Genomic DNA, 24,678 nt, shown 5'->3' on the forward strand with positions numbered 1-24,678 from the left:
AAGACAACATGAAGAAGTTAATATATACAGTATGTGCAGCGCTTTTTACAATCACAGCAGCACAAGCACAAGAAACGATAGAAGAAACGACTACGACAAGAACGACTGTAAAATCTTCACTAGGTAACGAGACTGTGTACAAAACAGAAAAGGTGTCTACAGTAACGCCTACACAACTAGATCCTACAGAGGAAGGAAAATTGAATCAAACCTTACAACGAGGAAACACTGTTGTAAAACGTGAGGTGACGTATACTTATAATGACTCTGAGTTTCAACTTGAAGAATCTGAAGATGGATATACGATCATGAGAACTCGTGAGAATAATACATCTGAGTACGGAACAATGCGCCAACTTGCAAAAGGTGACGTGTACTTACTCAAAACGGCAAACGGGATTTCTGTAAGCTACTTTGATGAGGATGGAAATATGGTGTCTGAGGAGTATAATAATGATGATGACTCTGTAACGACAGTGACATATAAAATTAAAAAAACGCCAACTTCTACTAAGTTTTAAGAAGTAACGTATAATACAACAGCCATAGACAACTTTGGTTGGTTAGATTCCCGAGAGCGCAAGCCTCGGGTTTCTTTTTGTTAGGCTTTCGCCAAAATTTGAACACTTTACCCTCAATTCATACATTTACAAGTATCTTAGTATTCTATATATTCTTTACTAGTACATTATGAAAGCTTTATTTACACTCATCCTAGGTTTTTTAATCGCGCTTACCTCCTACTCACAAGAAATTACAGGAGACTGGACAGGTACCGTAGACTTTCAAGGAAAAAAGCTGGACTTTGCTTTTCACATTCAAGAAGAAAATAGCGCTCTTGCCACCACAATGGATATCCCAAGCCAAGGACTCATGGCGGGAAAAGCAGGAACTACTACGTTTACAAATGACACTCTCGTTGCGACTTTTCCAGATTTTAATATCATATACAAAGGTGCTTTTAAGAATGACAGCCTTACGGGTAATATTATCCAAAATAACTTTCCCGTAGCACTCAACCTCGAGCGTGGTGTGATCACATTAAACAGACCACAACAACCGAAGGCTCCCTTTAACTACACCACAAAAGAACTCGTTTTTAAGAATAAGGAGGACGATATCGAACTTAGCGGTACACTCACACTTCCTAATTATATTAAGAATCCTCCCGTAGCTATTATCATAAGTGGTAGCGGCCCGCAGAATAGAGATGGAGATATGTTTGGCCACCAGTTATACTACGTCCTTGCAGATTATCTCACCAGACAAGGGATTGCCGTTTTTAGATACGACGAGCGCGGCGTGGGCGAATCTTCAGGAACTTTTAAAACTGCAGGTATCCCAGAGTTTACGAGAGATGCCACGGCTGCACTTGAGTATCTTAAAAAGCGTTCTTATCTCAAGGAGTCTAAATTTGGGTTTATAGGTCATAGCATCGGAGGGATTATCGCTCCGCAAATTGCGGCAACTAATGATGATGTAGATTTTACAGTCATGCTCGCAGGACCTGGAATAGATGGTGACCAACTCATGCTCTCACAAAAAGCAGCGCTAGAACGGTTACTTAATGTACCAGAAGCTCAAATAAAACAAGGACTAGAAATCATAGGACGTGCTTATGAGATCATTGTAAATGCTCCAGAAAATCATAGAGACCTAAAAAACGAAGTAAATGCAGCCTTACTTAACAAACTTGGTCCTAATGTACCCGCACAGCAAGTGGAATCCATCACAAATCAAATCACTACTCCCGAGATCATAAGTCTACTAAGAACGAAGCCAAGTACATATTTAAGTAAAGTCAAAACTCCTATTCTCGCAATGAATGGTAAAAAGGATTTACAAGTTCCTTATGAAGAGAATCTAGAAGCTATAAAAGAAGCTTTTGCTGCTAGTAATAACGAGCGCACAAGAACAGTAGCCTTTGAAGGGCTTAATCATCTCTTTCAAGAAAGCACCACTGGCGCGTTAACAGAATACTCAGAAATAGAGCAAACCATGGCTCCAAGAGCACTAACGCTCATTGCAAAGTGGATTAAGGAAGAAACAATACGATAATTAATTAAGAACTTTATCTATAGCTTCCTCATAAGCAGGAAACTCAATGAGGTTATTATGTCCACCTTCTGGAATGGTAATTAATACCTTTTCTTCTTGATCTATGCTGTTAAATAATCGCTTTCCGTGCTCGTATGCGACCACTTCGTCTTCTGTGCCGTGAAGCACTGTAATTGGTAATTGTACATCGTTTATAAATCGATAGGTAGGGAATTCATATTTGAGTAATTTCTTGACTGGAAGTATAGAAAATCTTGAGCTTGCCTCGTTTTCAATACTGTAAAATGGTGTTTCTAGTACGAGTTGGCTCACATTTTCTTTAGCTGCAACATAGGTTGCAAAGGTTGTCCCAAGACTTCTACCGTAGCTTATTATTGGGGTTGTGGGATATTGCGCTTTCGCGAAAGCGTGCCACAGCAAACTATCATCATATAAATTTTGCTCAGTAAGCGCTCCTCCACTCTTTCCATACTGACGATAATCCATCACTACGACATTATATTGTTTCTCAACAAAAAACTGCACAATCTCTCCCCAGCGAGCAAGACTTGAAGCGTTACCGTGAAAGTATAAAATGGTTCCTTTGGCATCATCCACCTGAAAGTTAAGTCCGTGCAAGCGTGCTCCATCTTGAGCATCAAGCCAAACCTCCTCAGCCGGATGTTCGAAATCAAAAGCATAATCCTGCGGCAACTGCTGCGGATGAAAAATAAGATTGTCTTGAAAGAAGTATAAACCTCCACAGAGAATCGCATATAGGTTTGCAACAATAAATAGTATAATCAATGGTTTTTTGAGCTTTTTCATGAATGCTGCCTTGATGGATGCGCTGCAAAAATACTATTCTTCCGTTCGTTTACAGAAAATACCGCAGAATGAAGCGTGGCTTCAGTAAATGCTGTAGGATTAAAAATTCACAAATAATGAGGTATTTGTGATACTAGATGAAGTCTATATCGCTACGAAAATAATATTAACAATCTCAGTATCTGCCATTAACATAATTTTATGAAAAGGTTATCAAGTTGCAGATTATCTTACAGAATCTTAAAAAATCAAAAAACACAGATCATGAAAAACTTAAAAACAGCTGCTTTTGTCCTTATGGCAGGAGCCTTTGTTGTTACCTCGTGTAAAGACAATGCCAGTGGTGACAAGGCACAAGCAGCAGATGCAAAACTCTCGATAGACTATGAAAAATACGAACTTGAAAACGGACTAGACGTTATCTTGCATCAAGATAGTAGTGATCCTATTGTATCGCTTGCCATACAATATGCCGTAGGTTCTAACCGTGAGAAGACTGGACGCACTGGTTTTGCACACCTTTTTGAGCATATGCTCTTTCAAGAATCTGAAAATGTACCACAAGATCAGTTCTTTAAAACGGTGCAAGATGCCGGAGGAACATTAAATGGAGGTACCTGGAAAGATGGAACTATCTATTATGAAACGGTACCTAACAATGCACTAGAAACAATTTTATGGTTAGAATCTGACCGTATGGGATTCTTGATTAATACAGTAACCGAATCTGCTTTTGAAAACCAGCAAGAGGTGGTTCAGAATGAAAAAAGACAACGTGTAGATAATAATCCTTACGGTCACACGGGATGGGTACTTGATAAAAACATCTATCCAGAAGGTCACCCATATAACTGGCAAGTTATTGGCGAACTAGAGGATTTACAAAATGCTACGGTAGCAGACGTAAAAGAATTTTACGACAAGTTTTATGGTCCTAACAATGCGACACTCGTACTTGCAGGAGATTTTAAAACTGAAGATGCAAAAGCACTTATTGAGAAGTACTTTGGTGAGATCAAAAAACGCCAAGATGTAGCTCCACTTGAGCCACAGCCAGTAACAATCGCCGAAACAAAGAAACTATACCACGAGGATAACTTTGCTCAAGCACCACAATTACACCGTGTGTACCCAACAGTGCAGCAGTATACAGATGATGCCTACGCATTAGATTTCTTAGCTGAAATTCTTGCAAGCGGAAAGAAAGCTCCTTTATATAAGATTCTTGTAAAAGAAAAAGATCTTACTTCAAGAACAACAGCTTACAATAATAGCCAGGAAATTGCAGGAGAATTTCACGTGATCATCACTGCAAATAGCGGTGTAGATCTTGATCAAATTGAAGCAGCAATAGATGAAGGTCTTGCAAAATTTGAAGCAGAAGGCGTTACAGATAAAGATATAGAGCGTATCAAAGCTGGCCTTGAAACTGGTTTCTATAACGGTATAAGCAGTGTAAACGGTAAAGCGTTCCAACTAGCAAGCTATAATGTATTTGCTGGTGAGCCAGATTTTATTGAAAAAGATATTGAGAACATCAAAGCGGTTACAAAGGAAGATGTAATGCGTGTGTATAACACTTACGTAAAAGGGAAGCCATATGTGCAAACGAGTTTTGTACCTAAGGGCCAACTTAATCTTATTGTAGAAAACTCTGTAAAAGCAGACGTTGTTGAAGAAGAAATTAAAGAGAATGTAACTAAGGTAGTAGAAGATGCAGTTACAGAAGTAGTAAAAACACCATCTAAAATTGATCGTGCTACGCCTCCATCTGTAGGAGACGCTCCTGCTCTTAAAATCCCAAGTTCATGGGAAGCAGAACTTTCTAACGGTATTGAAGTGTATGGTATTTCTCAAAATGAAATCCCTACGGTAAACTTTAACCTCGTGATAGAAGGCGGTCACTTACTTGACAGTATGGAAAAAAATGGGGTAGCAAACCTTATGACAGATATTATGATGGAGGGTACTGCAAATAAAACTCCAGAGCAGTTAGAAGAAGCCATAGAATTACTAGGAGCAAGTATCAATATGTATACTTCTCGCGAGGCGATTACCATTCAAGGAAATACACTTACTCGTAACTTTGCCGCTACCATGGACCTTATAGAGGAGATTTTATTTGAGCCTAGATGGGATGAGGAAGAACTAGGACGTATCAAAACCGCAACTATTAATGGTATTAAGCGTAGTGCTGCAAATCCTAACGCAGTAGCAAGTAATGTATATAACAAAGTATTATATGGTGAAGATCATATCTTTTCTTACCCTACAAGCGGTACAGAGGAATCTGTAAATAGCATCACGATGCAAGATCTAAAGGATTTTTACGCAACAAACTTCTCACCTTCTGTGAGCCGTTTCCATATCGTAGGAAAAATTGAAAAAGAAGATGCGCTAGCAGCACTTGCAGATCTTGAGTCTAAGTGGGAAGCAAAAGAAGTAACAATCCCAGCATACCCAATAGCAAATACAAGAGACAAATCTTCTTTATTATTTGTAGACATTCCAGAGGCAAAGCAATCTGTGATTAACATAGGATACTTAGGTATGGCACGTACAGACAAAGACTTCTACCCTGCCGAAGTAATGAATTACAAACTAGGAGGATCTTTCTCTGGAGCTGTAAACCTTATTTTACGTGAAGAAAAAGGATATACTTATGGAGCCCGCACCTACTTTAATGGATCTAAACTTCCAGGTACATTTACTGCTTCTTCTAGTGTGCGTACTAACACAACTGGAGAATCTGTTGAAATCTTTAGAGATGAGATTAAAAAGTACAAAGAAGGAATCTCTGAGGAGGATCTTGCTTTTACAAAAAATGCACTCATCAAATCTAATGCACGTCGTTTTGAGACTCAATTTGCTTTATTAGGAATGTTACAAGAGCGTAGCGCATATGATCTTCCTACAGATTACATTGAGAAAGAGGAAGACGTAATACGTAATATGACGTTAGAGCAACACAAAGCGCTTGCAAATAAATATCTTGATGAAAACAAGATGGCTTACCTCGTAGTAGGTGACGCCGCAACACAATTTGCACAGTTCAAAAAAATGGGCTTTGACGAAGTAAAAATGCTAGACAAAGATGGAAATGAAGTAGATCTTAAGAACGTCAAGCAATAATGTGAATAGAAGTACAGTGAATTTCATTAAAAGAGTCTCCACACGGAGGCTCTTTTTTTATGCGTAATGGATACGCTTTCGCGAAAATATGAACCACAAAAAATTAACTAAAACACCTGAAAAATTTAACTAGAAAAGAAAATTACAAATTCATAATTAGAATAAATTTAGCCCATTTACCGAATGCTTGTAAATTATAAACTAACGTATAATGTATTATGAAAAAGTATTTGCTCTCTTCTTTAATCGCGGCTGTTCTTCTTACGTCTTGTGATAACAATCTTAGATTTAGCGCTAGTACAGACCATTTACCTAGTGTAGATGAAATAAGTCTTACAGCTGTAGGAGTGCTAGAAAAAGAATCATTTGTATTTACTATATCTGAAGTTTCCTTCTTAAATGCGTTTCAAGCAAAAGCACGCACCTTGGGGTTACAGCTTATTCCATCATCCTTAAAGGTGATAGATATGAAAGGCAATAAGTATTTACGAGTATTTAGTAATGACAATTATGTATCCACCTTTGCATTAGAATTAGATGAGTCTGGAGTTTACAGCACAGGAGCAACCATGTGCACCTCACAAACCACCTTTGGTGAAGCTTGCTTACCAGATGGAATGCAATGTATAAAGTTTGTAGATGAGTTTGGTGACACCTCTGAGGCAGACTGTATTAGATCTACAACCTTAAGGGATCAGCTGGCCTTTAGTAATTAAGGAAGTATAAAGTTGAGAATAAAGAATGCATAAAAAAACCTTCAACAGCTTGTGTTGAAGGTTTATATATTTTCGCGTAAGCGTAAAAAATATCTTAGCTATTTTCTTGCTCTCTTTTAAGCTTGCGCTCTTCTCTTTTCTCTTTCATAAATTCAATAAATGAACCTCCTACCCAGTAAGGGATTACAAATGTAAGAAGGAATATCATTAACCAAAATCCTATAGTAAGGATGGTTAAGAATGCGAGAAAACCTAAATATTGGTCAAAATCGAACATAGGATCGTGTCTTTTCTAGTTTGAAGCAAAGATAGTTGATATTATTTATTTTTCACAAGAGAAAAAACACATTTATTGACAGCTTATCAACGATGTGAAATGAAGCCAAATGTTTAAATTTGTGTACCAATTTTAACACATTCAATTATGGAATATAGAATCGAGAAAGATACGATGGGCGAGGTAAAAGTACCCGCAGATAAATTATGGGGAGCTCAAACAGAGCGCTCAAGAAACAATTTTAAAATAGGTGCTCCTGCATCTATGCCTATCGAGGTTGTACATGGTTTTGCGATTCTTAAAAAAGCAGCTGCTTACACTAACTGTGAGCTAGGTGTCCTTTCTACCGAAAAAAGAGATCTTATTGCACAAGCTTGTGATGAAATTCTTACTGGAATGCATGATGACCAGTTCCCTCTAGTAATCTGGCAGACGGGTTCTGGAACTCAAAGTAACATGAATGTAAACGAGGTGATTGCAAATCGTGCTCACCAACTTGCAGGAAAAGTTGTAGGTGAAGGAGAGAAAACACTCGCTCCTAACGATGATGTAAATAAATCACAATCTTCTAACGATACATTCCCTACAGGAATGCATATCGCAGGATATAAAAAAGTTGTTGAGACTACAATCCCAGGGGTACGTAAGTTAAGGGATACACTTAAAGCGAAAGCTGAAGCCTTTAAAGACGTTGTCAAAATAGGACGTACGCACTTAATGGATGCTACTCCACTTACACTAGGTCAAGAATTTTCTGGTTATGTATCACAACTTGATCACGGTCTTAAAGCGCTAGACAACACGCTTGATCACCTTTCTGAGCTTGCACTAGGTGGTACAGCAGTAGGTACTGGACTTAATACTCCAAAAGGATATGCTGAGCTTGTAGCTTCTTATATGGCAGATTTTTCTGGACACCCTTTCCGCACTGCCGAGAATAAATTTGAAGCACTTGCTGCTCACGATGCTATTGTTGAAACGCATGGAGCGCTTAAACAACTTGCTGTATCTCTTAATAAAATTGCAAATGATATTAGAATGCTAGCGTCAGGACCACGTAGTAGCATTGGAGAAATTTCAATTCCTGCAAACGAGCCTGGATCATCTATAATGCCTGGTAAGGTAAATCCTACGCAATGTGAAGCCATAACAATGGTTTGTGCTCAAGTGATGGGTAATGATGTTGCAATAAGCGTAGGTGGCATGCAAGGACATTATGAACTTAATGTTTTTAAACCAATGATGGCTGCAAACTTATTACAGTCTGCACAACTTATAGGTGATGCTTGTGTATCATTTTCTGATCACTGCGCATCAGGTATAGAGCCTAATAATGAGCGAATTAAAGAGCTACTAGATAACTCACTAATGCTCGTAACTGCCTTAAATACTAAGATAGGTTATTACAAAGCAGCAGAGATTGCAAACACAGCTCACAAAAACGGAACTACACTTAAAGTAGAAGCTATCAACCTAGGATATGTAACTGCAGAAGAATTTGACGAATGGGTACGTCCTGAAGATATGGTCTAATTTTTGTACAATAATTATCGTTAAAATGCACTAATATGACGACAAAGTTGTAACTTAGTGCGTTTTAACGTATTATTGTTTATCAAATTTTAAATCTAATGAAGATATTAATGGTTCTTTTGGCTTTGCTATGCATCAGTGCGGGCACTCCATTTGAATCTATTAATTACCTCAGAGATACAAGTGGTACACTTACCATAGATGAAGTTAAGAATACTAGCTTTAATACAACTACCTCAGATAACCTAGGAACAGAAAATGGTATTTACTGGTTTAAGATAGATGGTATAACTGCAGATAGAGAGATTCTCGAACTAAAAACTTCTCATGTTAATAATCTAGCATTATACGATTCTAGTGGTAAAGAACTTAACATTATGAAGGATACACGTTTTCCTTCATATTTTTTAATCAAAAGAAATCTTGAATTCCCACTTTACCTAAAAGCAAATTTTCCAGTAGAAGCATATTTCCCTATTCACCACTCTGACGAATCTTCTTTTGCGAGTAGAGAAAAAAGAAGCTTACTAAGTATTGGTTTCTTTTACGGTACAGCAATAGCACTTATAGTAGCAATTTTAGTTTTTTATTTTATCGTAAGAAATACACAGTTTCTATTTTTTGCATTCTTGGTACTTGCTGTTCTTTTAAGTATTCTCACAAAAGATAATGTGCTATATCTCTTTGGAATAACAAATAACACTTCTATATCTCTTGAAATATTTGGACATTATTTAGTAGGTCTTTCCGCTACTGGATTTATGATGTTTTACTTACAAGTAAGACCGCATCAAATGTGGATTAAGTATGCTATGCTTGCACTGAGCACGCTGTCTACTATATTTCTAATTACTTATCTAATTAGCCATAACATAATTGGTTTTATAGGCGTAGATATTACGTGTATCGTAACGGTTATTTTAATGTGGGTATTGATGCTTATGATTGCAAAAGGAGCTCGTAAACTAATTCTTATAGGTGTTTATAGTATCAATATATTATTTCTAGCAGACTATTTTCTTCTTCACATTTTTAATCTATCCTTTATAAATTATACTCCTGCTCAGGTTGCTGTAGCAGCATCTTTTAATTTTACGCTTATTGCTATATTATTGCTTCTCTCTTTTAAGAACATCCAAAGAAAGAGCGTCTTAATGAAGCATAAGTTAATGCTACACGTAAAAGAAATAAAAGAACTCAGTGCTTACAAGAACGTTCAAGATGCAGATGATAATTATATGGAATCTCTCATTTATCAATACAAACTTGAAAATATGGAGGTGCGTATTTTAAATGATATTTCTAAAGGACTCAGCAACGAGATGATTGCCTTAAAGCACAGCCTATCTGATGATAAACTGCAACAATTAACCAGCAGTCTCTATTCAAAACTTGGACTTGATAACGGTACAGATCTAAAGGACTTATCGTTTTAACTGGGCTTCAAAAAAACACTAGTAGATATTTTTTATCTCTGCCCTTACCTATCTATACATTGTAAGTAACAGCTCGAGATTACTCGCAAAATCATTACGCTCTTTAATAGCACCTCATAATATGAACCTAGATACGTAAGAGTATCATAATCGCACTAAAGCGTACAGCCACTAATTCAAGATAGAATTAATGGCTGTAAAATACATTTAATGCTCTGTAGTCTTCTATGCTTTACTTTTATTGACGTAGAACTTTCTATATTTTCTGTAAGAGAACAAACCTAAGACAGCTAGCACACCAACAGTGATAAATATCTTTTGGGTTGCGATGTCGCCTCCACTTTGGTAAGCGTGAAGTCCAGATAAGTAATAATTTACTCCCCACCATGTAAAGAGAATACTTCCAAGTGCGATAATAGATGAGAAGTTAAAAATCCATCTTCCTCTTAATCCTGGTATAAGTCTCATGTGTATGACAAAGGCGTATACGATAAGTGAGATAAGCGCCCAAGTTTCTTTAGGATCCCAACCCCAGTAACGTCCCCAGCTCTCATTTGCCCATTGCCCACCTAAAAAGGTACCTATAGCAAGTAAAACCATACCTACTGTAAGTGCAAGCTCATTAATAATGGTAATCTCTTTGATACTGAGATCCATTCTTTCTTTATTCTTCTCTGTGGTAAAAATCATTAAAAATAGAGAGACGATACCTAAAATAGCACCAAGTATAAACGGACCATAACTCGCTACAATTACCGCCGTGTGAATCATAAGCCAGTAACTATTTAATACCGCCTGTAAATTAGCAATCTCTGGGTTCATCCAGTTTAACGAAGCTGCCCACAAAATAAATGCTCCCACAAAAGCAGTACTGGCTATGGTAAGCATACTATCTTTTCCAAAGGCTAGACCAAAGAATACTGTTGCCCATCCCACATACAGTACAGACTCATAAGCGTCACTCCATGGTGCGTGACCTGAAATATACCAACGCCATATAAGACCTCCTGTATGAACTATAAATAGCACTATGATAATTGCCGCTCCTAGTTTACCCATAAACGTAATAAACTTACTTGGGTTGAAAATAGCAGCAATCACAAAAATCATCATGAACACAGCTGCAAGCATATACATCCAGTATAGCTTTGTAAATACATCATGTTCATTATAATAAACCTCTGCATCTATCTTCTCTTTAGAAGGCATGATGTCATTACTATGCGTACGCTGGAATTTCTCTATACCAGCAAGCACTTTATCTGCATCTGAGTAGTCTCCAGACTGTCTTCCTTTTTGTAAGCTCAATAAGTAAGCAGGAAATATTTGATTTGCAATTACTGAGTCGGTTGCTCTGTATGCTGCATCTTTGACTTCTATAGGTGATATCCACTTATTATTTGGATCGTTTGGTTTCGGGAAAATCTTTAAAATCTCCTTTACTAGTGTTCTATCTAGTAATCCTAGACGCTGATCCATTTCTGTTAGTTCCTTAGCTATTTTGGTCTGGTTAATTTCAGAATATGCATCTGCGAGGAATGGACTCAACTTGTATTTAAAATCTGGAGTAAAGAAGTCCATCTGTTTAAAGTACTTTCTGTCTGATGGTACTCCTACTATATTACGTAAGCTGTCGTTACCCTTTTTGAGATAGATAAGCTCTGTAAATGTCCATATCTGCGGATTCTCAATCATGGAAAGCATCACTTGATCTGCTGTAAGACCTTCATAAGTATCGCTTCTACTCAACTTACGAAGCAGCATACTAGAAAATGTATTTACTGGCATCATACGCCCTCCATCTTCTTGTATCACTAGTTTCCCAAACTTTTGGGCATGCTCTAGTGGTACTGCATTCTCAACAATAAGTTTCTTAATTTCCTCCTGCGTAGGCATCGTTTGCTGGTGCGTTACCTCACTGTGACCGTCTAAGCCTAATATATCCTCAATATTCTCACCGCTGGTAGCAATCGTGTCGCGCACCTCGACATTTCCGTTTGAGACTTCTGGTGCTTTGTTAGATAAATCTTCTTGTGCGTATCCCGCTTTCGCGAAAGCGAAAAACAACAACACTGCAGCTAGTTTTGCTTTTTTGATCTTGATTTTACCTAATCGCTTTTTGAGTTCGCCAAAACGAGATCCCTTGTCAAATAAAATCAACATCATCCCTAAATACAATAAGAAGTACCCAATATATGTAACCCAAGTACCCCAAAAATCGTGACTTACAGAAAGAATAGTTCCACTCTCATCTGGTAAAAAGCTTGCTTGAAAAAAGCGGAAGCCTTTGTGATCTAGTACGTGATTCATATAAATATCATAATCAAAGTTCTCATCTCCATCTTCTACAGTCACTTTACTTTCAAAAGATGCATAGCTATTCTCTGTTCCAGGGTAACGCTCTGCAATAAAATCATTGAGTTTTATTGCAAATGGTAAAGGCATTGCCTCACTTCCATAAGAAAGGTAAGCCGTAAGGCCCCCCACTTCAACCTTCTTCTTGTCATTACTATAACCTTTCCCTCCTAACAATCCTACAGTTTTAGTCTCGCCATTTACAGTCACATCTACAAATAATGCATCTTCTTGGTTCTTCTCTGCTACTTCCTTTGCAACAATACCTGTGCGTCCACGTATTGCAGGTTCTGGAATCACTAAGAGCTTTCCTCCTAAGTTATATAATGCTCTTAATTTAAGTGGTTGCTCTACAGCTTCTGGAACTTCGCTTTTGGCTTGAGTTGCCATCACGGTTACATCGCCGGCAAATGGTGATGAAAACGTATAGTTTTCTCCATCAAAACCTATATTAATTGCTCCGTCTGTAGGCTTATTAAAAGCATACAACACATTGTGAATATTTACTAGTTCCCCTTCTACTAGAAAATGCTCATGACGCTGATTATCTGTACCAGTTTCTACAATCTTAAGATGCCAAAGTCCGTTTTCATCTTCTACAAAACCATCTTCTGCACCATCAATAAACTTATTAAAATTGAAAGAAACATCTGTGTAATCACTGCCATCTGTAGCGCTATGATTAAAACGTTCTGTCCATGAGAAATCGTTATCAAGACGTGGAGACAGAGACAATTCCTTTTTTAATGGGCGACGCATAGGCTCTCCATCACGCTCACCATCTAGAAATACATCCAGATATGTTTTCTCACTTAAAAATGTATTTTCAGATTCACCTTCTTCTATAACCATTACTCCCTCGTAACTTATATATTTTGTGATACCAGCTCCTATTAAAATAATGATAAAAGAGGCGTGAAAAATAAGGGTGGTTATCTTCTCTTTACGTAATAATTTATAGCGGAAAACATTACCTATAAAGTTGATCACAAACATGATGTGGATTAGTGTAAACCACCATGCATCATAAATCCAATATCTGGAGTAAGGTGTAGGAGAAGTTTCTTGCCCTTGATCTAAAAAGGTACCTACTGCCATTGCGACAAAGTAAGCTATAAACAATATCCCCATCAGTCTTGTGGAGAATAAAATAGAGGCGATTTTCTTTTGCATAATATAGGCCAATTTTACCGAGGGCAAAGATAACCTACGAGGCTCGAAAAACCTTAGAGAGACGCTTCATAAAAAATGAAAGCTGAGCACATCTAAAAAAGCCTATTTTTGTACCTATGATTGAAGTAAATATCGTCGGTACTGGTAATGTGGCTTGGCATCTTGCAAAGGCATTAGGCTCTCAAAATCAAGCTATACTTATGCAGGTTGCAGGTCGATCTCTTGAAAAGCTCGAAAACTTTAACAATATAGCTCGAGAAATCGTTACTATAGACCAACTTAAGCCTGCCGATGTCACCATTATTGCTGTAAGTGATGATGCCATTGAAAGCATCTCTGAGCAGATTCCCTTTGATAACTCACTGGTCGTCCATACTTCTGGATTTACTGCGATGAGTACGCTTTCGCGAAAGCATAACAAAGGAGTTTTTTATCCGCTGCAAAGTTTTTCTAAAGAAGACACATCGATAGACTTTACCGAGATTCCTATTCTCATAGAAGCCGCTGATCAAAAAGATGAAAAAACCTTAAAGACCTTAGCAGCGATTATATCAAATAATGTACAAGTAATAAATAGTGAACAACGCAGGCAGTTGCACCTTGCTGCAGTATTTGCAAATAATTTTACAAATCACTGTTACACCATTGCTCAAGAACTTTGTGATGTACACGGAGTTCCTTTTGACACCTTGTATCCACTCATACAGAAAACTACCGAAAAAGCGTTACAACAAGGACCTAGAAATAGTCAGACAGGTCCTGCAAAACGTGATGATAAACAGGTCATAGACCAACAAATTAAATTGCTTACTGATCCTGATCATACAGCCGTTTACAAAAACATAACTAAAGCGATTACACATTTCTATGGAAAAGAGTTATAAAGAATACCTACACCAGATTACGACATTTATTTTTGACGTAGATGGAGTACTTACGGATGGATCATTGCACATTACATCAAATGGGCATATGCATCGCACCATGAATGTAAAAGATGGCTATGCTATGAAAGCTGCGCTAGAAGCGGGATACAACCTATGTATCATAAGCGGTGGGACTGACGAAGGAGTACGCTCTAGACTTCAAAAACTGGGCATAGAAGATATTGCACTAGGCGCACACCTTAAAATGGAACACCTACAAGCGTATATAGATAAGAAAAATATACGCCTAGAAAACATCCTATACATGGGCGATGACATTCCTGATTTTCCGGTGATGAAAAAAGTAGGATTACCTTGTTGTCCTCAAGATGCCGTAAAAGAAATCAAAGAAATATCTAGCTATATTTCTCACAAAAAAGGTGGTCACGGCTGTGTGCGTGATGTAATTGAGCAAGTGCTTAAAGTGCAAAACAACTGGATGAAAGAAATGGATGCTTCGGCACACTAAAAATAGACTTGTGGCATACTTAAAAATCATAAGACCTTTTAATCTGTTTATGATTTTTATAGCTCAGCTTATTTTAAAGCTGTCTTTAAGTTATTTGAGAGATGTTGGTACTGAGCTATCTTTTTTAGAGTTTGCGACACTATCTCTCGCTACACTTTGTATAGCGGCTGCGGGATATATTCATAATGACATAGTTGATATTAAAGCAGATCGTATCAACAAGCCTAATGAGATTTATGTAGTTGATAACATATCGCTACGTAATTCCTACACTTACTTTATCTCACTATGGAGCATAGGAATTACTTTAGGGATTTACAGTGCATTTATTTTAGAACATTGGGCATATGCTACACTGTTTATAGGAGTGAGCGTAGCGCTCTATGCATATAACTCATACTTGCAAAGAATCCCTATACTGGGAAACGTTGTAACTAGTGGTTTGGTTGCTTTTTCGCTCGTCATTATATGGTTATTTGAAGCCAGAGCTCTTGAGCTTTCTGGAGTAGAACACATGCTCACAAAAGAAGGTCATACTCTATTTACTTTTGTTGTGGTACTTGCTTTTATGATTAACGTACTGCGAGAACTTGTAAAAGACGTACAAGACATAAATGGGGATTATGCCATGGAGTATCGCACCTTACCTATAATAATTGGCAGTAAACGTACGATGCTATTATGCGCTCTCATTGCACTAGGGTCGTTGTTTAATAGTGCATTATTCACCTTTATATTTGCAGATGGGTCGCTACCTATCACTATCGTACTATTTATCTTTACAATAATCCCACTAGGATATATTGCCTCCCAATGCTGGAACGCAGAAAAAACATTAGACTATAAATTAATCGCTAGACTACTTAAAGGTTTAATGCTTTTAGGCATTCTCCTTTTTCCACTTATACTAATTATAGAACGCTATGCTTAAAGAAAAACTTAAAAATTTCAACCTCATACTTGCCTCAGGATCTCCTAGGCGTCAAGATTTTTTTAAAGAATTAGGACTCAATTTTACTATAGATATTAAACCTGTAGATGAGATTTTTCCAGAAGAGCTTGAAGGAGCAGAAATCACAGATCACCTTGCTAGACTCAAAGCTTCTGCGTTTTCAAATCTTAAAGCACAAGATATTCTTGTTACTAGTGATACCATTGTTTGGTTTAACGGAGTTGCTTTAAATAAACCTGAAGACCGCGATGAAGCCTATGCCATGATATCTGCTCTTTCAGGCAGCACACACGAGGTAATAACATCTGTCGCATTTACTACTGCTACTGCACAAACGGTCATTAATGACACAACAAAAGTGACTTTTAAAGACCTCACCGAAGAAGAAATAGACTATTATATAGACAACTTCCAGCCGTATGATAAGGCAGGTGGTTACGGTATTCAAGAATGGTTTGGCTACATCGCAGTGACCAGCATAGAGGGATCTTACTTCAATGTCATGGGCATGCCGCTTCATAAAGTTTATGAAACGTTAATGCTGCTCGCAGACTCATAGTATTTCTGTAATTTTAATATTAAAATTTATATCATGTCTATATCCACAAAACAACATCAAGCATATCGAAGTACATTCTTAATAGGTAGCGCTTTAGTCGTTGTTGCTATGATTTTTGGATGTAAGAACAATGATAAAAATGATACTGCTTTCGCGAAAGCGGACAATATAACAAGCAATAATACGCCACCAATAGCACAGCGTTCCATCTCACAAGAGTGGAAAGATTACTGGTATGCTGGAACTGCCGAAATCACCAGCTACGAGTTGCAGCAAGCTCGTTATGGCGAGTTAAGGGAAGGAACAGCAGCACTTATTTTTGTAACTGAAGATTTTTTGCCAGAAAAACAAGTAAAAGCAGATAACCAAGACAACAATAATATCCCTATTATCAAGTTAAATGCTACTAAAAATTTTGTGACGGGCATTTATCCGTATTCCATTATGAGTAGTACATTTTTACCAGTAAATGAGGAGTTGCACGCTATTAAGGTCTCACAAAGTATGCAAGAATGGTGTGGTAATACGTACACACAACTCAATAACAGAGATCAATTTGAGGTGCAGATTCACTCTTATTTTGAAAGCAGAGCAGATGAGGAATATACTTTAGACAAAGCAGTATTAGAAAATGAATTGTGGGCATTATTGCGCATCGATCCTACCTTATTACCTACGGGGAATTTTACAAGTATTCCAGACGTTTCGTATGCTGCGATGACGCATACTCCTATAAAAGCTTATAATGTTACGGGAAGCTTAACAGCAACTTCATACACACTTAATTATCCATCATTAGACAGAACACTTACAATAAACTTTTCTAGTGATTTCCCACTCCAGATTGAAGGTTGGGAGGAGACCTATCCAGACGGTCGTGGCGGAGAGAAAATGACCACAACGGCTACAAAGATGAAAACAATCAGAAGTGCCTACTGGGGTAAAAAAACTAAAGAAGACGAAGCAATACGCACAGAACTTGGCTTATAATGATTAGAAAAAAAATTAAAAGTAAAGTAAACGCTTTAGTGAGAAATAATATTACTAGGGAGACCGTGAAAGAGAAACTCTCTCACGCTCCTGGTCATGTAATCTACACAGGTAATAAAGCGCAAAAGGCTGTAAGTATTGACGTCTTTGATTACAACGACGATTATCTGGATGAGGAAACGCTTGCCCGACTGGAAGAATATCACAAAGATACTGACGAGAAAACGGTTACTTGGATTAATATAAATGGTTTAAGTGATACTGTTGCTCTTACACAAATTGCAGAGCGTTATAAATTGCACCCATTAGTAATGGAAGACGTTGCAAACACTAGCCAGCGACCTAAATTAGATGAGTATAGCGACCACTTATTTATCGTTTTTAAAATGCTCTACTATGATGATCAAAATCAGCTTAATGTTGAGCACATAAGTTTAATTTTAGGTAAGACGTATCTGATATGTTTACAAGAATATGATGGTGACGTTTTTGACGGAGTGCGTGAACGCATAAGGCATGCAAAAGGAAGAGTACGCTCGAATGGAGCAGACTACCTTACCTATGCAATCATGGATGCCGTGATTGACCATTACTTTATTATCATCGAGCAACTGAGTAACAAAATTGAAGAGCTTGAAGATAAAATTTATACAGACAACTCTCAAAATTACTCTCAAGAAATTCAAACTCTCAAAAAAGAGGTGATACAAGTAAGACGATCTATATTTCCTCTCAGAGAGGTAGTAAACAAGCTCGAAAAAGTAGAAAATCACCTTGTTCTTAAGAAAACACAGGTATTTGTAAGAGACTTATATGATCACACAATCCAAGTTATTGAGACCGTAGAGGTATACCGAGATACCATTGCTGGGTTAATGGATATGAACTCAACAAACATTGCAAACCGTATGAATGAAGTGATGAAGGTGCTTACCATCATCGCTACCATTTTTATACCTATGACCTTTCTTGCAGGAATTTATGGGATGAATTTTGAGCATATACCAGAACTAGCTATCAAGGATGGTTATTATTATTTCTGGGGAGCCATGATTGTTATTTTTGTTGCCTCTCTTGTTTATTTTAAGCGTAAAAAATGGTTGTAAGCTATGGAATTATTTAGACCTGAAATCATACATAGTGCTGTAACGCTAGGGATTCTTATCGTTTTACGCATCATCACTTCTTATTTTGTACGTCGTTTTTCGGAGCGCAAAAACAAAGTAAAGAAGCGTGCAAATCTTATTATGAAATACGTAGATGCAGTGTTATTAATAATTGCGTTTATTATAAGTATACTCATTTGGGGAATTAAAATAAAGGATATTGGAGTCATTGCTAGCTCTGTCTTTGCTATTATAGGTGTTGCTTTTTTTGCGCAGTGGTCAGTACTAAGTAATCTTACCTCTGGAGTAATCATATTTTTTACGCTCCCTTATAAAATAGGCGACCGTATTAAAATTCACGACAAAGACTTCCCTATCATCGCGATTATAGAAGACATCAAGGCTTTTCACACGAATCTGCGTACCTCTGATGGCGGACTACACACCTACCCTAACAGTTTAATTCTTCAAAAAGGAATCACACTTGTAGAGGAGGGAATCTCTACAAATATCTTAGAGCAAAATCAACAAATGGACGAGGATGATCCCTTTAATAAAGCGGTGTAGATTGTTAAAGAAACCTTAAAGGACTTAGGCTACCTTTCATAATCGGTATATTTGAGAAGTATCAAACTCCTCATTATTATGCGTAAATCCTATGTGATTTTAGCCTTTTTATTTGTCTTCGCTTTCGCGAAAATATATGCTCAAGGTATTACCGTTCAACCTGTTAAACCAACAGCTAGCGAAATATACCAAGACCTTCAAAAACTCAACTTTCTAGGCTCAGTACTCTACGTAGCTGCACACCCCGATGACGAGAATACTACGGCTATCTCCTATTTTGCAAACACAGTTAAGGCTAGAACTGCCTATTTATCGTTAACGAGAGGTGATGGTGGTCAGAACATCATAGGTCCAGAATTACGTGAATTACTTGGCGTGATACGCACAAATGAGCTACTAGCTGCAAGAGCAACAGATGGTGGAGAACAGCGCTTTACAAGAGCAAATGATTTTGGATATTCAAAACATCCAGATGAAACACTTGCAATCTGGAATAAGGAAGAAGTACTTGGAGATGTGGTCTGGGCAATACGAACATTTAAGCCTGATGTAATTATTAACCGTTTTAATCACAGAACACCAGGAAGCACACACGGTCATCATACTTCAAGCGCAATGCTATCTGTAGAAGCGTTTGACTTAGCAGGTGACACCTCAAAATATAAAGAGCAGTTAGAATACACAGACACCTGGAAGCCGAGTAGACAATTTTTTAATACTTCATGGTGGTTCTACGGAAGCAAAGAAAAATTTGATGAGGCAGATAAATCTAAATTGGTTCAAGTAGACGTAGGAACCTACTACCCTAGCCTCGGGCTTTCTAATACAGAAATCTCTTCGCTAAGTAGAAGTCAGCACAAGTCTCAAGGTTTTGGAAATACGGGAAGCCGTGGTAGCGAAGACACCTATTTTGAATTATTACGTGGTGAAATGCCAACTAATAACGACGTTTTTCAAGGAATCAACACAACTTGGACACGTGTAAAGGGAGGTAAAGCCATTAAAACAATATTAGATCAGGTCGTTACAGACTATGATTTTACTGCTCCAGAAAAAAGTATTCCTCAGCTAGCTAAAGCATATGCACTTGTGCAACAATTAGATGATGCTCACTGGAAAGCTATTAAATCTAAAGAACTACAAGATATCATCACTGCCTGCGCAGGTATTTATCTAGAAGCAGCTGCAAATACTGGTTATGCAACTCTAGGGAGCGAAGTAACCTTAAAACTTGAAGCGATAAACAGAAGTATGCAGTCTGTAATGCTTAACAGCGCAGTTGTTACATCAAGCAATCAACAACTAGCTAGCGACACACCGCTAGCTAACAACAATTCACTTTCTATAGAAGCAACGGTTACCATAGATGATTCTTTTAAAGATACTTCTGCATACTGGTTACGTGAAGAAGGAACTTTAGGAATGTACCGTGTAGACGATCCTACCATGATAGGAAAGCCAGAAACTCCACAACAAAACAAGGTGAAGTTTGACCTCACGATTGCTGGCGTACCTATTTCGATTGAAAAACCAATTGTTTTTAAATACAATGATCGCGTTAAGGGCGAAGTGTATGAACCTTTTGAAATAGTACCAGCAGTTTCATCAAAGCTAGACTCGAAGGTTATAATTTTCGCGAAAGCGGAATCAAAAAAAATTCCCGTAACGGTAACAGCGCATCAGGATAATTTTAGCGGAAGCGTATCTCTCACTGCTCCTAGTGGATGGACAATCACACCAAAAAGTGTAAACATATCTATTGCATTAAAAGGTGCAGAACAAAAAGTTATATTCTCAGTAACACCTCCTAGCACTGATAGCGAAGGAGATCTCACTCCCGTAGTGACCGCCGGAAATAAAACGTACACCAAGGAGCTTGTAACAATAGATTATGCACACATCCCGCTGCAGTCACTTTTCTTGCCTAACAAAGCAAAAATTGTACGACTTGATATCGAGCGTAAAGGGGATTACATAGGGTACATTCAAGGTGCTGGAGATGCAGTCCCAGATAATCTCACGCAGATAGGCTACCAAGTAGCTATTATAGAACCTAGCACTATCACACCAGAACTGCTTGCACAATTTGACGCAGTGGTGGTAGGCATACGAGCTTATAATGTAGTGGATGAGATGCAAGCAAAGCAGCCACTCCTACTCGATTATGTAAAATCTGGTGGTACACTTATCGCGCAGTACAATACTTCGGGTCGCTGGGGTGATACAAAAATAGGAGCTCCTTATGAGATGCAACTTAGTAGAGACCGTGTAACCGATGAGAATAGCGAAGTGAGAATCCTTGCCGAAAATCATCCTATCATGAATTTCCCAAACAAGCTTACTCAAAAGGATTTTGAAGGCTGGACGCAAGAACGTGGCCTTTATTTTCCAAACAAGTGGGATGATGCCTATACTCCTATTCTCTCTATGAATGATAAAGGAGAAACGGCAAAAGACGGTAGCCTGCTAGTCGCTCCATATGGTGACGGGCACTACATTTATACAGGGTTAAGTTTTTTTAGAGAACTACCAGCAGGAGTATCTGGAGCTTATAAATTATTTGCAAATATGCTGAGTATAGGAAAGCAAGAAAAGAGCGAGATAAAGCAATGAAAAATGTATCCAAATACCCATGGAAAAAGAAGTACACCATAGTACTGCTGGTCAATCTAGCTTACATTATCGTGTTTTATCTATTAATGACCTCATTCTCTTAATATGGAAATAATAGACTGGGCAGTACTAGCATTCACGCTCATTTTTATAGTTGTTTATGGAACCTATAAAACACAAGGAAGTAAGAACGCAGAAGAATATATAAGAGGTGGTAATACCTCAAAATGGTGGACGGTAGGCCTTTCTGTAATGGCTACACAAGCAAGTGCCATCACTTTTTTATCTACCACAGGTCAGGGATTTTATGACGGTATGGGGTTTGTCCAGTTTTATTTTGGGCTTCCTATTGCTATGATTGTGATTTGTTTGGTTTTTATCCCTATCTATCACAGGCTAAAGGTTTTTACAGCCTATGAATATCTAGAAAGTCGTTTTGATTTAAAAACGAGATCACTCGCAGCTATTTTATTTTTAATACAGCGTAGTCTCGCTGCAGGAATTACTATTTATGCTCCGGCAATTATCCTTTCGGCGGTATTGGGTTGGGATCTCACTATGCTCAATATTATCATAGGGATTGTAGTGATTATCTATACCGTTTCTGGTGGTACGAAAGCAGTTAGCATTACTCAGAAGCAGCAAATGGCTGTGATTTTCGCCGGTATGGCAATTGCCTTTTACCTCATTCTTGATAAACTTCCGGAGGACATCAGTTTTACAGATGCCTTAAGCATTGCAGGTGCTGGAGAAAAAATGAATCTATTAGACTTCTCCTTTGATTTAAGCAATAGATACACGGTATGGACAGGTTTACTAGGAGGTACCTTTTTAATGCTTTCCTATTTTGGTACAGATCAAAGTCAGGTGCAACGTTACCTTTCTGGAAAAAATGTAAAGGAAATGCAAATGGGTCTTCTCTTTAACGGAGCCTTAAAAATCCCGATGCAGTTCTTTATTCTCCTTGTGGGAGTTATGGTTTTTGTTTTCTATCAGTTTAATAGTGCGCCGCTACATTTTAACCCTGCCGCAACCGAAGCCGTAAAAACGTCAATCTATGCGAGCGAATTCGAATCACTAGAACAACAACTAGCTCAAAACCAAAACAATCAGAAAGAAGCTGCCTTTAATTATGCTAAGGATCCTACACTGGATATATATGAGGAGAATGGAGCTCAGAAATCTTTAATAGATAAATATGAAGGTATTGATAAGGAAATAAGATCTGTAGGTAAAGTACTCATTGCAAAAGCAGCTCCAGAGGTAGAAAATAACGACAAGGATTACGTCTTTATACACTTTATACTCAATAACCTTCCTAACGGACTAATAGGCTTATTACTCGCTGTAATACTCAGCGCAGCAATGTCATCAACCGCGTCAGAACTTAATGCACTTGGAGCCACCACAGCTGTAGATCTTTATAAGCGTAATTATAAGGGAACTATGACAGACAGACATTACGTGCGCAGTACAAAAGGCTTTACACTTATGTGGGGCGTGCTCGCCATAATCGTGGCTTGTACGGCAAGTCTATTTGAAAACTTAATTCAGCTTGTAAACATTATAGGTTCTATTTTTTACGGTAATATTCTCGGGATATTCTTACTCGCATTCTTTATCAAATTTGTAAAAAGCAATGCCGTATTCATAGCAGCACTCATCACGCAAATAATCATTATCATCGTGTACGGACTCATACATTTTGAAATTATAGAATTCCCATATTTATGGCTCAACGTTGTAGGATGCGCCCTCGTAATGGGACTAGCGATGCTACTACAAGTAAGCTTTGGAGGTTCTCAAGATGAGTAGTAATGTGTAATTATGCTTTCGCGAAAATGTGAAGTAAACAAATTGTATCGCTATAATTAAATACAATCTACATGACTAAAGAAACTAACTGGGCAATACTAGGTTGCGGCAAGATTGCTGCTGAATTTGCAAACGATGTACAACTTGCTCAAGGTGCACATCTTTATGCTGTAGCAAGTAGAAATCTTGACAACGCATCAGCTTTTAAGGATACTCATAACGCGACTATCGCATATGGTAGCTATGAGGAAATGCTTCTAGATCCTAAAGTAGATATCGTTTATATTGCTACGCCTCACATATTTCACAAAGAGCAAACGTTTTTATGTCTCACGCATAAAAAAGCAGTGCTTTGTGAGAAGGCCTTTGCCATGAATCTTGAAGAAGTTGAGGAAATGATTGCTTTCGCGAAAGCGCAACAAACCTTTTTAATGGAAGCACTGTGGACGCACTTCTTACCTCATTATCAATTTGTACTTGATACGGTTCATAATGGAGATTTAGGAAAGATTACAAACCTTACTGCCAACTTTGGTTTCGACGCAGTTTATGATGTAAATGCTCGTTTATATAATAAATCCCTCGGTGGCGGTAGTTTGCTAGATGTAGGTATTTACCCAGTGTTTGCAGCACTAACACTTTTAGGATATACAGAGAATATGAGCGCTCAAGCCCTACTCGGGCCAACTGGTGTAGATCATCACTGCTCCATGAAATTAGAATATCCTAATCAAGTAGAAGCAGATTTATTTTCGGCTATTGATGAGAAAACAGACACTACTTGTCACATCACTTTAGAACATGGAGAAATACTGATAAACAGTCGTTTTCATGAGCCAACTAGTGTTACCATAACTAAAGATAGTGCTTCAAAAACATATGATTTCCCTATTCCGGAAAGTGTGAATGGATATCATTATGAGATACTGCATTGCCAGAAAATGCTTGAAAGTAATAAGACCGAGAGTGATATTATGACTTTTGATAAGAGTACAGATCTCATTAAAATGCTAGATACCATTAGAAGGAATATTGGGCTAGTGTACTGATAATTAGCTGTAAATTGATTTACAGCACAAATTCTCACAGTTCGGTCATTGATTTTTACAGTTGGGTAATGGAAGATTGTTTTCGCGAAAGCGTGATGATATATTTACATCATCAACAAAAAACAATAACTATCTAATACTATCA

19 protein-coding genes are annotated in these 24,678 nt (G+C 37.8%); 16 read left to right on the top strand and 3 right to left on the bottom strand.

The window, feature by feature from the left end:
• Positions 1–8: 8 nt before the first annotated feature.
• A complete protein-coding gene (locus SJY37_RS14565; protein WP_379953288.1) occupies positions 9–521 on the top strand; it encodes a hypothetical protein in 513 nt (170 codons plus the stop codon).
• A gap of 169 nt (positions 522–690) precedes the next feature.
• On the top strand, positions 691–2,058 hold the full coding sequence (locus tag SJY37_RS14570; RefSeq protein WP_379953289.1) for an alpha/beta hydrolase family protein: 1,368 nt from the start codon (positions 691–693) through the stop codon (positions 2,056–2,058).
• On the opposite strand, the gene SJY37_RS14575 is transcribed toward SJY37_RS14570, so the two are convergent.
• A complete protein-coding gene (locus SJY37_RS14575) occupies positions 2,059–2,865 on the bottom strand; it encodes an alpha/beta hydrolase (RefSeq protein ID WP_379953290.1) in 807 nt (268 codons plus the stop codon).
• Positions 2,866–3,129: 264 nt separating this feature from the next.
• Here SJY37_RS14575 and SJY37_RS14580 point away from each other — a divergent pair, with 264 nt between their 5' ends.
• Together SJY37_RS14580 and SJY37_RS14585 are read left to right on the top strand one after the other, a co-directional pair.
• A complete protein-coding gene (locus SJY37_RS14580; protein ID WP_379953291.1) occupies positions 3,130–5,997 on the top strand; it encodes a M16 family metallopeptidase in 2,868 nt (955 codons plus the stop codon).
• A gap of 218 nt (positions 5,998–6,215) precedes the next feature.
• Positions 6,216–6,713 (top strand): hypothetical protein, encoded by a 498-nt coding sequence (locus SJY37_RS14585; protein ID WP_379953292.1) that lies wholly within the window; start codon positions 6,216–6,218, stop codon positions 6,711–6,713.
• A gap of 94 nt (positions 6,714–6,807) precedes the next feature.
• On the opposite strand, the gene SJY37_RS14590 is transcribed toward SJY37_RS14585, so the two are convergent.
• Positions 6,808–6,990: a hypothetical protein gene (locus SJY37_RS14590; RefSeq protein WP_013751789.1), complete on the bottom strand. Its 183-nt coding sequence runs from the start codon at positions 6,988–6,990 to the stop codon at positions 6,808–6,810.
• A 147-nt stretch (positions 6,991–7,137) separates the two neighbouring features.
• On the opposite strand from SJY37_RS14590, the gene fumC reads away from it, so the two are divergent.
• Together fumC and SJY37_RS14600 are read left to right on the top strand one after the other, a co-directional pair.
• Entirely contained in the window at positions 7,138–8,523 is a 1,386-nt protein-coding gene (gene fumC / locus SJY37_RS14595; RefSeq protein WP_379953293.1) for a class II fumarate hydratase, read from the top strand.
• A gap of 98 nt (positions 8,524–8,621) precedes the next feature.
• Positions 8,622–9,959, top strand: coding sequence for a 7TM-DISM domain-containing protein (locus tag SJY37_RS14600; RefSeq protein ID WP_379953294.1), 1,338 nt, complete (start codon positions 8,622–8,624; stop codon positions 9,957–9,959).
• 225 nt (positions 9,960–10,184) lie between these two features.
• Here the strand turns inward: SJY37_RS14600 and ccsA are convergent, their stop codons facing one another.
• Positions 10,185–13,487: a cytochrome c biogenesis protein CcsA gene (ccsA, locus tag SJY37_RS14605; RefSeq protein WP_379953295.1), complete on the bottom strand. Its 3,303-nt coding sequence runs from the start codon at positions 13,485–13,487 to the stop codon at positions 10,185–10,187.
• A 116-nt stretch (positions 13,488–13,603) separates the two neighbouring features.
• Between ccsA and SJY37_RS14610 the strand changes: the two genes are divergently transcribed.
• The 10 genes from SJY37_RS14610 (at position 13,604) to SJY37_RS14655 (ending at position 24,533) form a co-directional block, all read left to right on the top strand.
• Complete coding sequence (locus SJY37_RS14610; protein WP_298327360.1) at positions 13,604–14,371, top strand: Rossmann-like and DUF2520 domain-containing protein; 768 nt, start codon at positions 13,604–13,606, stop codon at positions 14,369–14,371.
• Positions 14,355–14,882, top strand: a complete 528-nt coding sequence (locus tag SJY37_RS14615) for an HAD family hydrolase (RefSeq protein WP_298327357.1) — start codon at positions 14,355–14,357, stop codon at positions 14,880–14,882. Before SJY37_RS14610 ends, SJY37_RS14615 begins: the two co-directional genes overlap by 17 nt.
• 10 nt (positions 14,883–14,892) lie before the next feature.
• A complete protein-coding gene (locus tag SJY37_RS14620; RefSeq protein ID WP_379953296.1) occupies positions 14,893–15,813 on the top strand; it encodes a geranylgeranylglycerol-phosphate geranylgeranyltransferase in 921 nt (306 codons plus the stop codon).
• Positions 15,806–16,393, top strand: a complete 588-nt coding sequence (locus SJY37_RS14625) for a Maf-like protein (RefSeq protein ID WP_298327351.1) — start codon at positions 15,806–15,808, stop codon at positions 16,391–16,393. The genes SJY37_RS14620 and SJY37_RS14625 overlap by 8 nt, the downstream gene beginning before the upstream one ends.
• Positions 16,394–16,426: 33 nt before the next feature.
• Positions 16,427–17,383, top strand: coding sequence for a septum formation inhibitor Maf (locus tag SJY37_RS14630; RefSeq protein ID WP_298327348.1), 957 nt, complete (start codon positions 16,427–16,429; stop codon positions 17,381–17,383).
• Positions 17,383–18,489, top strand: coding sequence for a magnesium/cobalt transporter CorA (gene corA, locus SJY37_RS14635; protein ID WP_298327345.1), 1,107 nt, complete (start codon positions 17,383–17,385; stop codon positions 18,487–18,489). The genes SJY37_RS14630 and corA overlap by 1 nt, the downstream gene beginning before the upstream one ends.
• 3 nt (positions 18,490–18,492) lie before the next feature.
• Positions 18,493–19,056, top strand: coding sequence for a mechanosensitive ion channel domain-containing protein (locus SJY37_RS14640; RefSeq protein ID WP_013751779.1), 564 nt, complete (start codon positions 18,493–18,495; stop codon positions 19,054–19,056).
• A 78-nt stretch (positions 19,057–19,134) separates the two neighbouring features.
• Positions 19,135–21,669 carry a PIG-L family deacetylase gene (locus SJY37_RS14645; protein WP_298327340.1) on the top strand — a complete coding sequence of 845 codons (2,535 nt, stop codon included), beginning with the start codon at positions 19,135–19,137 and terminating at the stop codon, positions 21,667–21,669.
• A 105-nt stretch (positions 21,670–21,774) separates the two neighbouring features.
• Positions 21,775–23,484 (top strand): sodium:solute symporter, encoded by a 1,710-nt coding sequence (locus SJY37_RS14650; RefSeq protein WP_298327338.1) that lies wholly within the window; start codon positions 21,775–21,777, stop codon positions 23,482–23,484.
• Between the two features lie 71 nt (positions 23,485–23,555).
• Positions 23,556–24,533 carry a Gfo/Idh/MocA family protein gene (locus SJY37_RS14655; RefSeq protein WP_298327335.1) on the top strand — a complete coding sequence of 326 codons (978 nt, stop codon included), beginning with the start codon at positions 23,556–23,558 and terminating at the stop codon, positions 24,531–24,533.
• The last annotated feature ends 145 nt before the right edge of the window (positions 24,534–24,678 follow it).

The sequence above is a fragment of the Dokdonia sp. R78006 genome, assembly GCF_042466145.1.
Lineage (GTDB): Bacteria > Bacteroidota > Bacteroidia > Flavobacteriales > Flavobacteriaceae > Dokdonia.